Source organism: Nocardia pseudobrasiliensis NBRC 108224 (assembly GCF_001613105.1).
GTDB lineage: Bacteria > Actinomycetota > Actinomycetes > Mycobacteriales > Mycobacteriaceae > Nocardia > Nocardia pseudobrasiliensis.
Genome location: NZ_BDBS01000057.1, coordinates 64,060 through 78,738 on the forward strand (window position 1 = coordinate 64,060; position 14,679 = coordinate 78,738).

At 66.7% G+C, this 14,679-nt stretch carries 12 protein-coding genes and 1 tRNA gene; 6 read left to right on the forward strand and 7 right to left on the reverse strand.

Translation table 11 applies throughout. The annotated features are described in order from the left end of the window. Positions 1–188: 188 nt before the first annotated feature. The 6 genes from NP4_RS34730 (at position 189) to phoU (ending at position 6,410) form a co-directional block, all read left to right on the forward strand. Positions 189–261, forward strand: a tRNA-Lys gene (locus NP4_RS34730). Between the two features lie 147 nt (positions 262–408). Further along, entirely contained in the window at positions 409–1,005 is a 597-nt protein-coding gene (locus tag NP4_RS34735; RefSeq protein WP_068006960.1) for a DUF937 domain-containing protein, read from the forward strand. 293 nt (positions 1,006–1,298) lie between these two features. Further along, positions 1,299–2,282, forward strand: coding sequence for an acyl-ACP desaturase (locus NP4_RS34740; RefSeq protein WP_068006963.1), 984 nt, complete (start codon positions 1,299–1,301; stop codon positions 2,280–2,282). A 71-nt stretch (positions 2,283–2,353) separates the two neighbouring features. Next, complete coding sequence (gene dusB / locus NP4_RS34745) at positions 2,354–3,502, forward strand: tRNA dihydrouridine synthase DusB (protein WP_068006967.1); 1,149 nt, start codon at positions 2,354–2,356, stop codon at positions 3,500–3,502. 136 nt (positions 3,503–3,638) lie between these two features. After that, a complete protein-coding gene (locus NP4_RS34750; RefSeq protein WP_068006970.1) occupies positions 3,639–5,639 on the forward strand; it encodes an LCP family protein in 2,001 nt (666 codons plus the stop codon). Between the two features lie 99 nt (positions 5,640–5,738). Then, complete coding sequence (gene phoU, locus NP4_RS34755; protein WP_068007032.1) at positions 5,739–6,410, forward strand: phosphate signaling complex protein PhoU; 672 nt, start codon at positions 5,739–5,741, stop codon at positions 6,408–6,410. A 37-nt stretch (positions 6,411–6,447) separates the two neighbouring features. On the opposite strand, the gene NP4_RS34760 is transcribed toward phoU, so the two are convergent. The 7 genes from NP4_RS34760 to NP4_RS34790 all read right to left on the reverse strand — a co-directional run bounded on the left by NP4_RS34760 (position 6,448) and on the right by NP4_RS34790 (position 14,104). After that, positions 6,448–8,067 (reverse strand): MFS transporter, encoded by a 1,620-nt coding sequence (locus NP4_RS34760; RefSeq protein WP_082876484.1) that lies wholly within the window; start codon positions 8,065–8,067, stop codon positions 6,448–6,450. Between the two features lie 201 nt (positions 8,068–8,268). After that, on the reverse strand, positions 8,269–9,045 hold the full coding sequence (gene pstB / locus NP4_RS34765) for a phosphate ABC transporter ATP-binding protein PstB (RefSeq protein ID WP_068006973.1): 777 nt from the start codon (positions 9,043–9,045) through the stop codon (positions 8,269–8,271). A 20-nt stretch (positions 9,046–9,065) separates the two neighbouring features. Continuing rightward, positions 9,066–9,965, reverse strand: a complete 900-nt coding sequence (gene pstA, locus NP4_RS34770) for a phosphate ABC transporter permease PstA (RefSeq protein WP_068006977.1) — start codon at positions 9,963–9,965, stop codon at positions 9,066–9,068. Then, positions 9,965–10,939: a phosphate ABC transporter permease subunit PstC gene (gene pstC / locus NP4_RS34775; RefSeq protein ID WP_068006980.1), complete on the reverse strand. Its 975-nt coding sequence runs from the start codon at positions 10,937–10,939 to the stop codon at positions 9,965–9,967. Before pstC ends, pstA begins: the two co-directional genes overlap by 1 nt. Before the next feature lie 91 nt (positions 10,940–11,030). Beyond that, positions 11,031–12,155 carry a phosphate ABC transporter substrate-binding protein PstS gene (gene pstS / locus NP4_RS34780; protein WP_068006985.1) on the reverse strand — a complete coding sequence of 375 codons (1,125 nt, stop codon included), beginning with the start codon at positions 12,153–12,155 and terminating at the stop codon, positions 11,031–11,033. Between the two features lie 273 nt (positions 12,156–12,428). Continuing rightward, positions 12,429–13,334 carry a mycothiol synthase gene (gene mshD, locus NP4_RS34785; protein WP_068006988.1) on the reverse strand — a complete coding sequence of 302 codons (906 nt, stop codon included), beginning with the start codon at positions 13,332–13,334 and terminating at the stop codon, positions 12,429–12,431. Next, positions 13,331–14,104: a winged helix-turn-helix transcriptional regulator gene (locus NP4_RS34790; RefSeq protein ID WP_068006992.1), complete on the reverse strand. Its 774-nt coding sequence runs from the start codon at positions 14,102–14,104 to the stop codon at positions 13,331–13,333. The genes mshD and NP4_RS34790 overlap by 4 nt, the downstream gene beginning before the upstream one ends. Positions 14,105–14,679: the final 575 nt, after the last annotated feature.

The window sequence follows — 14,679 nt, forward strand, 5'->3', positions numbered from 1 at the left end:
CCCGGCGCTCGGCCCGCTCCGGGCCGTCCTGTCGGACCGATCGGAGGCGCGCCGGGGCCGGCCGGGGTGGCGGGTTGGCGAGCCGACCCGCGAGAAGTGCGCGCTACCAGGGGAAATGGTGGTGCGGTTCGGGCACAAGGGATACCGGTTACCACTTGCGCGAACCGCGCATTAGACTTGCGCACCGCGCCCCTATAGCTCAGTTGGTAGAGCTACGGACTTTTAATCCGCAGGTCCCAGGTTCGAGCCCTGGTGGGGGCACCTTCGACGGGCCGTGGCGAACAGTCGCCACGGCCCGTCGGCGTCTGCGGGCGTGGCCCGGCAAACCCACTCCCGGCCGTCGCCTCGATCGCCTACCGTGGGACTCGACCGGTGGCCACCGGCTCATCCCATGAGAGAGGCGGAGCTATGACTTCCTTCGATGACCTGCTCTCCCAAGTTCCGATCGGACAGATCGCCGGAAAGCTCGGGGTCGACGAGGCGACCGCGAAAGATGTGGTGAACAAGGCCCTGCCGGTGTTGCTGGGTGGGCTTCAGGCAAAAACCAGCAACTCCGATCAGGAACAGCGCCTGCAGGGGCTGGTGGATCAGCATCAGGACGAGAATCTGCTCGCCGGCGGCGTCGACATCGATCAGGTCGACACCCGGGCGGGTTCGCAGATCGTCGACGACGTCTTCGGCTCGGACAAGAACACCGTCATCAACGCGCTCGGCGCGACGGGCGGTTCCGGTGGCAATGATCTGATCGCCAAGGTCCTGCCCATCCTGGCTCCGATCGTGCTCGCATACCTCGGCAAGCAGGTGCTCGGTAAGGAAGGCGGCGACGCGAGCCAAGGGCAGTCGGGCACGGCCGGAAACGGCCCGCTGGCAGACATTCTCGGCGGGTTGCTCGGCGGCGCGTCGAAGAACGGGGGCCTCGGTGGCGCGCTGTCCGACGCGCTCGGCAAGAACGCCGGAAGCGTACTCGGCAATGTGCTCGGCGGCCTGCTGGGCGGCAAGCGCTGAAAGTTTTCGATCTCGCGCGGCAAACCGCTCGTAGCCCTTGGCACGGGCGGTTTTTCGCGTGGAAGCTAACGTCTCGCGGTGACCACCGATACACCCTCCGGAGGGCACTGCGGCCTACACTCGTAACTGATCAACGAAACCGTCGACGACGTCGTATGAGTTCGATCACGGACACGACCCGGAGCGCGGATGCGTTTCGCATCACACCTACGGTGTCGTAAGGTATGAGGCCGCGACCGCACGGCAGGGGGTCGACGAGCAAGATCGCACGACAACATCGAAGGGCGCACTTTATGGCAAGGGATCTGACTCAACTCGAGCTGCTGACGGAGTTGGAGCCGGTTGCCGAACAGAACGTCAACCGTCACCTCTCTTTGGCCAAGGAATGGCATCCGCACGATTACGTGCCGTGGGACGACGGCCGTAACTTCGCGGCGCTCGGCGGCGTGGACTGGGACCCTGCCCAGTCTCAGCTGAGCGAGGTCGCCAAGGCGGCGATGATCACCAATCTGCTCACCGAGGACAATCTGCCCTCCTATCACCGCGAGATCGCCGAGAACTTCTCCCAGGACGGCGCCTGGGGCACCTGGGTCGGTCGTTGGACCGCCGAGGAGAACCGCCACGGCATCGTCATGCGCGATTACCTCGTGGTCACCCGCGGCGTCGATCCGGTCGCGCTCGAACAGGCGCGCATGGTCCACATGACCAACGGATTCGCTTCTCCGGCAGATCAATTGCCCGAGGGCCAGGCGGGCTTCCTGTACTCGGTCGCGTACGTGACCTTCCAGGAGCTGGCCACCCGCGTGAGCCACCGCAACACCGGCAAGGTCTGCAACGACCCCATCGCCGACCGCATGCTGCAGCGCGTCGCGGCCGACGAGAACCTGCACATGATCTTCTATCGCAACATGTGCGGCGCGGCGCTGGACCTGGTCCCCGATCAGGCCCTGGACGCCATCAACCTGATTCTCCAGAACTTCCAGATGCCGGGCGCGGGTATGCCGAACTTCCGCCGCAACGGTGTGCTGATGGCCAAGCACGGCATCTACGATCTGCGCCAGCACCTCGAAGAGGTGGTCAACCCGGTGCTGAAGAAGTGGCGCATCTTCGAGCGCGACGACTTCACCGCCCGCGGCGAACAGACCCGCGAACAGCTGGGCCTGTACCTCGAGAAGTTGAGCAAGGACGTCGTGAAGTTCGAGGAACAGCGCGACCGCATGCTCGCCCGCGAGGCCCTCAAGCGCGAGCGCGAACTGGCCGGCTCCTCGGCCCGCTGAGGCTGTGTGATCTGCGCCGCCTCCGGCGGCGCGGTTCGCGGCCCACTTGGACGGATGCGAAAATAGGTCCCATGACCGCCGCGCTCGAGACCAGGAACGACTTGCGGATCGGCCCCTATCCGGTCGATCCGCCGGTTGTGCTCGCGCCGATGGCCGGCATCACCAATGTGGCCTTCCGGACGCTGTGCCGGGAGTTCGGCAGCGCCACCTCGATCTACGTCTGCGAGATGATCACCGCGCGGGCCGTGGTCGAGCGCAATGAGAAGACGCTGCACATGATGTCGTTCGGGCCGGATGAGAATCCGCGCTCGATGCAGCTGTACGGCGTGGATCCGGAGACCCTCGGCGAGGCCGTCCGCGTCATCGTGGGCGAGGGCTGGGCCGATCACATCGATCTCAATCTGGGCTGTCCGGTGCCGAAGGTGACCCGGCTCGGCGGTGGCGCCGCGCTGCCGTACAAGCGAAGGCTGTTCGAGGCCATCGTGCGCGCGATGGTCGCCGCGGCCGCGCCCGCGGGCATTCCGATCACCGTGAAGTTCCGCATCGGCATCGACGACGATCACACCACCTACCTGGACGCGGGCCGCATCGCCGAGGCCGAGGGCGCCGCCGCGGTCGCGCTGCACGCCCGCACGGCCGCACAGCGTTATTCGGGTGAGGCCGATTGGACGGCCATCGCCCGGCTGAAGGAAGCGGTCACCACCATCCCCGTACTGGGCAACGGCGATATCTTCGCCGCCGACGACGCGGTGCGCATGATGGCCGAAACCGGTTGTGACGGTGTGGTTGTGGGCCGCGGCTGCCTGGGCCGCCCGTGGCTGTTCGCCGAATTGCAGGCCGCCCTGCGCGGCGAGCCGATCCCGGTGGGTCCGAATCTGGGTCGCGTCGGGGAGATCCTGCATCGCCACGCGAGCCTGCTGGCCGAGCACTACGGCGAGGACCGCGGCCTGCGCGATCTGCGCAAGCATATGGCCTGGTATCTGATGGGCTTCCCGGTCGGCGCCGATCTGCGCCGCCGCTTCGCCACCGTCGGCAGTCTCACCGAATTGCGGGATCTGATCGGCCAATTGGATCCCACGGCCCCGTTCCCCAAGGACGCCGAGGGCCCCCGCGGCCGCCAGGGCTCCCCCGGCAAGGTCAGCCTCCCGCACGGCTGGCTCGACGATCCGGAGGATCGAGCCGTGCCCACCGCCGCCGATGTGATGCACTCCGGCGGCTGACCGCCCGGAGATCATTTCACTGTCATCGCTCCGCCGTGTCAGGTGGCCCGTCGTGGCTCAATCGTTATCATTGCGAAGGGCGCTGCCGTTGAACGGGCAAGCCGGTCCCCGAGAGTGAGTGAAGTGAGGTTCGTTGGTGGGTGACGACGATCGGCGCGGGCGCACGCCCGGGCCCGGAGGTCGCGCCCCCTGGGAGCGCTACTCCGCCACGGAGGCCGAACCGGACGACGAGCGGCCCGCGCGGCGCAACCGATACGCGGACGAGACGCCCAACGGGCCCGTGACCGTGCACGATCTGATGCAGAAGGTCGACAGCGAGCGGATTTCGGAACTGCCCACCGACACCACGCTTCCCGCGCAGCACACCGGCCTTCGCGCACCTAGCGGCGGAAACGGTTCCGGCGCAGCGCCGTCCGAGGAGCAGGCCGCGCGACCCCGCGGCGCCGTCCAGGCACCGACCGCCGACGACCCCGTCGATCCGTACGCCGTGGAGCGGGCCAGGCTCGTCGATCAGCCGACCGATATCCTTCCGGCGGCCGATCCGGACAACCCGCCGCCCGAACTCGATCGGCAGCGCTCGGTCGCGCGACCGAAATCCGTTGGCAAACCGCCCCTGTCGCGCCTGGCCGCCAACAAGCAGCGCAAGATGCGCCGCCTGCATCTGGTCGGCCGCAGCACGACCGCGTTGGTGGCCGTACTCGCCCTGGTCCTCACCGGCGCGGGCTGGAACTATCTGCGCGCCACCGACGGCAGTTTCAACAAGGTCGCCGCGGTGGACGAGAACTCCACCGATATCGTCAATCCCGGCGGTCAGCTCGGCGACGAGAACTTCCTCATCATCGGCAACGACACCCGCGCGGGCGCCGACGGCCAGATCGGCGCGGGCACGACCGATGACGCCGAGGGCGCGCGGGCCGACACCGTGATGCTGGTGAACATCCCGGAGAATCGCCAGCGCGTCGTGGTCGTTTCCTTCCCCCGCGATCTGGATATCTCACGTCCGGCCTGCGAGGGCTGGGACAACGAGAACCGCCGCTACACCGGCACCCAGTTCCCCTCCGCCATCGGCGACAAACTCAACGCCGTCTACGCGCTGGGCGGGCCGAAATGCCTGACCAACGTGATCATGAAGCTGTCCGGCATCCGGATCAACCACTTCATCGGCCTGGACTTCAGCGGCTTCCAGTCGATGGTCGACACGGTGGGCGGTGTGGAGGTCTGCACCGCCAAACCACTGGTCGACGAGGAACTCGGCACCGTCCTGCCCACGGCCGGTAAGCAGAAGATCAACGGCACAACGGCATTGGACTATGTTCGGGCCCGCCACGTTCAGGGGGAATTCCGCAGCGACTACGACCGCATCAATCGTCAGCAGCGATTCATGTCCTCGCTGCTGCGCAGCGCGCTGTCGAACAAGACGCTGTTCGATCCCGGCCGGATGAACGCCTTCATCAGCGCATTCACCGGCCACGCGCTGATGGACAACGTCAAGACCAACGACCTACTGACACTGGGCCGTTCGCTGCAGAAGGTCGACGCGGGCGCGATCACCTTCCTGACCGTGCCCACCGCCGGAACCACGTCCTACGGCAACGAGATTCCGCGCGAATCGGATATCAAGGCGATCTTCACCGCGATCATCGACGATCAACCGCTGCCGGGTGAGAAGAAGCCGCTCACCCCGCCGCCCACGACCGAGGCGCCCGCACCGCGCGAGCTCACCGCGGTCGATCCGAGCACGATGTCGGTGCAGGTGTCCAATGGTTCCGGGGTCGCCGGTGTGGCGGCCACGGCGGCGAACAAGCTGTCCAATCAGGGTTTTCAGATCTTCAACGTCGGAAACTACTCGGGCGGAACGATTTCGACGACACGGGTGCGCTACTCCTCGGGGCACGAGGCCGAGGCCGCGACGGTCGCCTCCGCGATTCCGGGCGCGACGCTGGAATCGGCCGCCGGACTCGGCAGCATTGTCGAGGTGGCTCTGGGCGCGGATTATCAGGGCACGATCCGCACCCCGGTGGCCTTCGGCAATCCGCTGCCCACGGTGCCCGTCGCGACCGGCGGCGCGCCCGAGACGCCGGTCACACTGCCCTCGGACCTCGAACACGTCAACGCGGCCGACGACCTGTGTAAGTAACCACCGTTCACCTGCGCAAACCTGGCTAGCGTCGAGCAACACCAGTGGTTCACCCACCGTTCGTGACTTGGTCAGCGCCGGGAACTAATGTTTGGTTTCATGCGTGTCATCTACAACGAACAAATGGCCGATCTCGCCAATCTCCTGGGTGAGATGGCCGGGCTGGCCGGCTCGGCGATGGAGCGGGCGACCCAGTCGTTGCTGCAGGCCGATCTGCTGCTCGCCGAGCAGGTGATCACCGAGTCCGACCGAATCGCCGAGATGAACACGCTGGCCGAGGAGAAGGCGTTCGCGCTCCTGGCCCTGCAGGCGCCCGTCGCCGGCGATTTGCGCCAGGTGGTCAGCGCCATCCAGATCGTCGCCGATGTGAACCGGATGGGCGCGCTCGCACTCCATGTGGCCAAGGTCGCACGGCGACGGCATCCGAATCACGCTCTGCCCGAATCGGTCAACGGCTACTTCGCCGAGATGGGCCGGATCGCGGTGAATATGGGCGCGGCGGCCAAGGAGGTCCTCGAGACCCGCGACCCCGAGCGCGCGGCCCAGCTCAACGAGGACGACGAGGCGATGGACGATCTACATCGCCACCTGTTCACGCTGCTGATGGACCGCGAGTGGAAGTACGGCGTGGCCGCGGCCGTGGATGTCACGCTGCTCGGTCGCTACTACGAGCGCTTCGCCGACCACGCCGTGGAGATCGGCCGCCGGGTGGTATTCCTGGTGACCGGTGTGCTGCCGCCCGACGCGGACGTGGAATCCGAGACGATCTGATGCCGGTGGGCCCGAACGGATTCGGGCCCACGGTCGTTCAGTCCTCGCCGGTCGAGCGGTCCCGCCAGCCCAGCAGCACCGAATTGCCGCGCTCCGGTTTCCACGGCAGCAGCAGCGCGACCACCACCACGCAGATCGTCAGCGCGCCGACGGCCACATAGGACGCCGACTGCGCGCCCTCGAGCGCCGCGGCCTTCATGGCATAGACCAGATCGGCCTTGGGTTTGGCGAAGAACGGGCTGATCGGCGCCTTGATCACCTCGATGACGCTGATCGGGGTGTCGCGGGCGATACTCTTCTGATCCGGATTCATGATGGCGCTGGGGATCGCGTCGATGCGCGCGCCGACCCGATCGGTGTAGATCGAGGTCATGATCGACCCGAGCACCGCGACGCCGAGTGTGCCACCGACCTCGCGGGTGGTGTCGTTGACCGCCGATCCGGCCCCGGCCTCGTTCAGCGGCACCGCACCCATGATCGACTCGGTCGCCGGGCCCTGCACCACGCCGAAGCCGATACCCATCAGCACCATGGCCACCAGAACCGGTCCCAGATAAGGGGTTTCGACCTTCACCTGCCCGGCGATGTACATGCCCACGCCGAGGAACAGCAGCCCGCTGATCACGGTGGCGGTGGTGCCGATGCGCTGCGCCACCAGGGTCGCCACCGGCGCGCCGATACCGACGGCGGCGGCGAACGGAAGCGAGCGGATACCGAATTCCAGTGCGCTGTACTCCCTTACGCCCTGCATGTACTGGGTGATGAGGAACAGGAAGCCGAACGCGCAGAAGTAGGACACCGTAATCGCCAACGCGGGCACCGAGAATCGCCGGATTCCGAACAGTCGCACATCCAGCACGGGCGATTCCACCCGCAGCTCCCAGGCCACGTAGACCAGTAGCAGCACCAGCGAGATCCCGTACCCGGCGACGCTGCGCCCCGCCAGCCAGCCCTGTTTGGGCGCGTCGATGATGGTCCACACCAGCGTGGTCACCGCCACCAGCGACAGCACGATGCCCACGATGTCAAGGCGGCCGGTGTGCTCGGCGCGGGACTCGGGCACCACGAGCAGTATCGCCACGATCGCGATCAGCGCGATCGGCACATTGATCCAGAACACCGCGTGCCAGCTGAAGTGCTCCAGCAGCCAGCCGCCGGTGATCGGTCCGATCGCGACCGCCACGCCGGCCATGGCCGACCACAGGGCGATCGCGGCCGCCCGACCGCGGGCCTCGGGAAACAGATTGATCAGCAGCGCCAACGTCGCCGGGAAGACCGCCGCGGCGAAGATCCCCATCCCCGCGCGGGCCGCGATCACCTGACCGAGGCTGGTCGACAGCGCGCCCGCGCCGGACATGACCGCGACGCCGACCAGACCGATGATCATCACGCGGCGACGGCCGAACCGATCGCCGAGATGCCCCAGGGCCAACAGGAGTCCGGCGAAGGCCAGGGTGAACGCGTCCACAATCCACTGCAGTCCGCTCATACGCGCCTGCAACTGCACCGCTATCGACGGCAGTGCCACATTGACCAAAGTGTTGTCGAGCACCACGAGCAGTTCCGCAAGACAGATCGCGATCAGAGCGAATATTCGCATCCGCATCGCGATCGGAATCCGCCGCTCGGACTGCGGGCTCACCGTTGATACCGCCATCCGCCGCCTCCTGACTATAACGATCGGTGTAGTTGAGGAGACGTTATCTGTTACCAAAAGTCTCAACAACCGACCACGGTAGGAGATGATCCAGCTAACACTCGGTTCAACCAGTGTCACACATCACAGGCGGCGGGCGGAGGGCACAACGAAACGCGGCCCCGGCGAAGGCCGGGGCCGCGAAAGCGGGTGCGAGAGTTGCTATCCGAACCGGCCGGAGATGTAGTCCTCGGTCTCCTTGCGCGACGGGTTGGAGAAGATCCGCTCGGTCTCGTCGATCTCGATCAGCTTGCCGGGCTTGCCCTGAGCCTCGAGGTTGAAGAAGGCCGTCTGGTCGCTCACGCGGGCGGCCTGCTGCATATTGTGCGTGACGATGACGATGGTGAATTCCTTCTTCAGCTCGGCGATCAGATCCTCGATCGCGAGCGTGGAGATCGGATCCAGCGCCGAACAGGGCTCGTCCATCAGCAGCACATCGGGCGAGACCGCGATGGCCCGGGCGATGCACAGTCGCTGCTGCTGACCGCCGGACAGGCCGCCGCCGGGCTTGTCCAGGCGGTCCTTCACCTCGTTCCACAGGTTCGCCCCGCGCAGCGAGCGCTCGGCGACCTCGTCGAGCTCCTTCTTGCCGCGCACGCCCTGCAGCTTGAGCCCGGCCACCACATTGTCGCGAATCGACATGGTGGGGAACGGGTTCGGGCGCTGGAACACCATACCGATGGTGCGCCGCACGCCGACCGGATCCACGGTCGAGCCGTAGATGTCCTCGCCGTCGAGCAGCACCGCCCCCTCGACGCGAGCGCCCGGGGTCACCTCGTGCATGCGGTTGAGCGAGCGCAGCACGGTGGACTTACCGCAACCGGAGGGACCGATGAAGGCGGTGACGCTGCGGGGCAGCACGGTCAGCGAGACATTGGCTACGGCGTGGAACTTGCCGTAGAAAATATTGAGATCTTTGACGTCGATCCGCTTGGCCATTGACGAATTCCGTTCCGCTTCTATCGGTTCCGCGTGAGCAGCTTGTTGACGAGCGCCGCCCCGAGATACAGCACCGCGATCATGAGAATCAGCGTCAGCGACGCACCCCAGACCCGCATCCGGCCGGCGGCCTCGGGGTTGGCCAGCTCCTGATAGATCAGCAGCGGCAGCGACGCCATATTGCCGTTGAAGATGTCGAAGTTGATCGACTTCGAATAGCCGACCAGTACCAGCACCGGCGCGGTCTCACCCATGACGCGGGCCAGGGCCAGCAGCATGCCGCTGATCATGCCGGGCGCCGCGGTGGGCACGACGATGCGCAGGATGGTCTTCCACTTGGGAATGCCCAGAGCGTAGGAGGCTTCGCGCAATTCGTCGGGTACGAGTTTGAGCATCTCCTCGGTACTGCGCACCACCACGGGCAGCATCAGCAGCACCAGCGCCAGCGACACCGCGAACGAGCTCTGCGGGAATCCGAAGGTGGCGATCCAGAACGCGAAGACGAACAGGGCCGCGACGATCGAGGGCACACCGGCCAGGATGTCGACCATGAATGTGGTGGTCTTGGCCAGCCAGCCGCGGCCGTATTCGACCAGGAACACCGCGGCCATGATGCCCAGCGGCACCGCGATGATCGCGGCCACCGCCGACTGCACGATGGTGCCGTAGATCGCGTGGTAGACACCGCCGCCGTACTGATTGGGCAGCAGGCCGTTCTGCGATTTGGTCCACCAGCCGTTGCGGGTGACCGCGTGCAACCCCTTCTGCAGCACCAGGATCAGCACCCAGCCCAGCGGGATCAGCGCGATCGCGAAACTGAGCCACATGACACCGGTCGCGACGCCGTTGCGGATCTTGCGGCTCGCGCTGACCTGACGGAACGCCGGCGCCTTGACCGGGCGATCGAGTGTGGCGGTCATCAGCTGTTCACCTTCCCTCCGGCAGCGATCCGCGCCAGCGCGTTGACCACGAAGGTCAGTACGAACAGCACGAAACCGGCGGCGATATAGGCGCCGGTGGGCAGCGCCTGACTGAATTCCGATGCGGCCGAGGCGATCTTGGAGGCGAAGGTGTAGCCGCCGTCGAACAGCGACCAGTGTCCGGCCTTGGTCGCGGTGCGCAGCACGACCAGCACCGCGATCGTCTCACCGAGCGCACGGCCCAGGCCGAGCATCGATCCCGCGATGACACCGCTGCGTCCGTAGGGCAGCACGGTCATGCGCACCACTTCCCATTTGGTGGCGCCGAGCGCCTGCGCGGCCTCGATATGCGCGCGCGGGGTGAGGTTGAACACCTCGCGGCTGACCGAGGTGATGATCGGCAGGATCATCACCGCCAGCACCACACCCGCGGTGAAGATGGTGCCGCCACCGCCGATCGAGACGTTGCCGCTCTTGAACAGGAAGAACCAGCCCAGGTTATCGTTCAGGAGGTTCTCGAACGGCACCAGTTGCTTGGCCAGCACCAGATAACCCCATAGACCGAACACGATCGAAGGCACCGCCGCCAGCAGATCCACCAGGATCGAGAACGGCCGGGCCAGTTGCTTCGGTGCGTACTGGGTCAGGAACAGGGCGATTCCGACTCCCAGCGGCACCGCGATCGCCAGCGCGAACACCGAACTCAGCACCGTGACCATGAACAGGTCGCGGATGCCGAAGCGTAGATGGTTCGCATCGCCGGTGTTGAAATCGGTGCTGGTGAAGAAGTTCGCCTCGTTGGCCCTGATCGAGGGCACCGCCCGAATCAGCAGGAACAACGCGATGAGCGCGATGGCGACGACGATCGTCGCGCCGGCCGCGGTGGCCAGCGACCGGAAGATCATTTCCGGTGTGTTGTTGTGACCGCGGCGGCCCTTGGTCGTCGCCGGTTCGTTGCTGGGTTCACTGGGCATGAGGGGAGTATCTCCACCCGTCCGCGGGCCGGTCGAGTCGGACTGGCCCGCGGAGGTGACTTCGTCGTGGACGGTCATTGTTCAGCGGCTATCAGGAGATGGCTTTGATCGCGTCGGACAGCTTGGTCTTGAAGGAGTCCGGGATCGGGATGTATCCGGCCTGGTCGAGACCGCTCTGGCCGTTGGTGACCACCGAGGTCAGGAACGCCTTGACGGCCTTGCCGGTGTCGGCGTCGCTGTACTTGGAGCAGACCACCTCGTAGGTGGCGAGCATGATCGGGTACGCGCCCGGGTCGGTGGGGTTGTAGAACGAGCTGGTGTCGAGCACCAGATCGTTGCCCTGACCCTTGACCTTCACGCCCGCGACGGCCTTCTGCGCCGAATCGACGTTCAGCTCGACCGGCTTGACGGCGGTATCGGTGAGGATTTGCGCCATCTTCAGGTTCTGGGACTTGGCGAACGACCACTCGTTGTAGGTGATCGAACCCGGGGTGTTGTTGATGGCGGCCGAGGTGCCCTCATTGCCCTTGGCGCCCTCGCCGACACCGCCCTTGAAGTCCTTGCCCGCGCCGCGATCGGCCCAGGCGCCCTTCGAGGCGGCGGCCAGGTACTGCTGGAAGTTGTCGGTGGTGCCCGACTGGTCGCTGCGGAACACCACGTGGATGTCCTGATCGGGCAGCTTGCTCGCGTTCTGGGTGTTCAGCTTCTGGATCGCCGGATCGTTCCACTTGGTGATCTGGCCGCTGAAGACCTTGGCCGCGGTCGGGCCGTCGAGCACCAGGGCGTCGAGGCCGCTCAGGTTGTAGGTGACGGCGATCGGGCCGAAGACGGCGGGCAGGTCCCACGCGGGGGCGCCACAGCGCTGCGCGGCCTTGTCGACCTCGCCCTTCTTCGGATCCAGCGGGGAATCCGAGCCGGCGAAATCGGTTTGACCGCCGAGGAAGTCGTTGATGCCCGCACCCGAACCGCTGGCGGTGTAGTCGAGCTTGTAACCGTCGCAGTTGGTCTGGTACGCCGCCACGAAGCGGTCCACCGCGTTCTTCTGCGCCGTCGAACCACTGGCCTTGAGCGACTTCTTGCCGCCGCAATCGACGTTGACCTTGCTGGTGGCGCCGCCACCGCCGGCCGCGTTGTCATCGCTACCACAGGCCGAAAGGGTCAGGGCTGCGCCCGCGGCAAGCACGCCGACGAGGGCGCTGCTGCGCTTGAGATTCAACTGAATTCCTCCGGGAATCGCTGTGCGCGCCCGATCCCTCAACGACCGGGCGGGTGCTGTGGTGGGCCGGTTCGCGGAGAACTTGCACACCGAGCAGCGGAGTGCTGCCCACAAGTAACGTAGGTTCGGCCGGTTGACAGTTGGACCTGGGTAAGTGAACGGGGGGTGAACAACCCGGCGCGATTGCGCCCGATACGTGTGACATTTGCCGCAAAGTTACTGCGGGGGCTATTCGGGGTTACGCGCAGCGGGCTTTCGGCTTACCGGCAGGGGTCAGGGGGTGGTGTAGGCCACGTCCACATGAGCCGGTTCGAAGCCGAGGCGAGTGTAGGTGTGCACGGCCGCGGTGTTGTCGGCCTCGGTGTAGAGCAGCACCTCGCCGAGGCCGCGGTCACGCAGGTAGTGCAGGCCCGCCAGGGTGAGCAGGCGGCCGAGGCCGCGACCCTGGGCATTCGGATCGATGGCGACCACATAGACCTCGCCGATCGGGGGCTGCTCGTCGTCGTGGACCTTTGTCCAGTGGAAGCCGAGAATTCGGGCCGGATCGGCCGGATCGACGGCCAGGAACAGGCCCTTGGGATCGAACCAGGACGACTCGCGGCGCGCGGCGATCTCGGATTCGCCCCAACCGCCCTGTTCGGGGTGCCAGTCGAAGGCGGCGTTGTTCACGCGAAGCAGTTCGGGGTCGTCTTCGGATCCGGCGTAGGTGCGCAGCGTAATCTCGGCGGGCACGGTCAATTCGGGTAGCTCCGACGTTGCCAGAGGGCGTCGCATCTGCCACAACTCGCGGGCGACGGTCAGTCCGAGGCGACCGGCGACCGCCTTGGCCGGGGCCAGATTGCCGTGCGCCCAGATGCGCGCGTCGGGCCCGCCCGCGGCCAGAGCGGCGGCCACCAGAGCCGCGCCGATACCGCGGGAGCGGTAGCGCGGATCGACCACAGCCTCGGCCATGGCGGGGTGATCGCCGTGTGCCGCAACGAGATTCGCATAACCGGCCACCGCGCCGTCGAATTCGATCAGCAGGTGGCGGGCCGGTGCGGGTGCGGTCAGCGACAGCACGGCCTGTTCGGAAATCGGTGCGACGCCGTCGATTTCGGTGGCGCGGTCCAGCAGGTCGGCGATCTGGGCGGCAGCGCCGGGGGCGACCTCGTCGGTCCAGTCGGTCCGGGGTTCAGTCACGAGAGACTTCCATTGACCTGAGTGAGCTGGGAATCGTCGGCGCCGCCGGCATTGTCGTCGTCGTCCTCCGGGAAGGTGGCGGGCGGTTCGCCCTTGGCCGTGCGGGCCGGGCGGACCGCCTTGTAGCCGACATTGCGGACCGTGCCGATGAGCGATTCGTATTCGCTGCCGAGTTTGGCGCGCAGGCGGCGCACATGCACATCGACCGTGCGGGTGCCGCCGAAGAAGTCGTAGCCCCAGACCTCCTGCAGCAGTTGCGCGCGGGTGAACACCCGGCCCGCGTGCTGCGCGAGGTATTTGAGCAGTTCGAATTCCTTGTAGGTCAGATCCAGCGGGCGGCCGCGCAGGCGTGCGGTATAGGTGCCCTCGTCGATCACCAGCTCGCCGAGGGTGATCTTGCCGCTGTTCTCCGGGCTCGCCGCGCCGCCGTTGCGCGCCACCAGAAGCCGCAGGCGCGCATCGAGTTCCGCGGGGCCGGTGCCCGGCAGCAGGATGTCGTCCAGACCCCAGTCGGCGTTGACCGCCACCAGACCGCCCTCGGTGAGAACCGCCACAACCGGCACCGAGGATCCGGTACTGCCGAGCAACCGGCACAGCCCGCGCGCGGCGGCCAGATCGGTTCTGGCGTCCACCAGGGCCACATCCGCCGTCCCGGCCTCGAGCAGCGAGGCCACCTCGGTCGGCGCCGGCCGGACGTTATGGGGCAGCAACGACAGCGACGGCAGCACCGACTCCGGATTCGGGTCGGAGGTCAGCAGGAGCAGCTCCACAGCTCTCCTCCCAATCTGGCATGTCCGCGGCAACCCCGGTGTCTTTCGCGAGTCCATGCGCATTCGCACAGGTAATTCCGACCTACATTAGCGCGTTCAACCCGATGACCACGCAATCCGGGCAACCGACGCACCCCGCGGGTCCTTGTGCCCGGCGCCGGGACGCCGAACACAAGGAATATAAGGAACGAGCGCACCCACCGTTTCCCCCACCCTCGCACCCAGAACACACCCACCGATCGCCCTCCCCTCGCACCCAGAACGCACCCACCACTCCCTCCGCCCCCGCACTCGCAGCGCGCCCACCGCTTGCCCAGGCCTCGCACCCAGAGCGCGCCCACCGCTTGCCCTGTCCCGCACCCGCAGCGCGCCCACCGCTTGCCCTGTCCCGCACCCGCAGCGCGCCCACCGCTTGCCCTGTCCCCCCGCCCAAGCGCACCAACCGCTTCCTCGGTCCCGCACCCAGAGCGCGCCCACCGCTTCCTCGGTCCCGCACCCAGAGCGCACCCATCGCTTCCTCTTTCCCCGCATCCGGAGCGCACCCATCGCTTCCTCTTCCCCGCACCCAAAGCGCA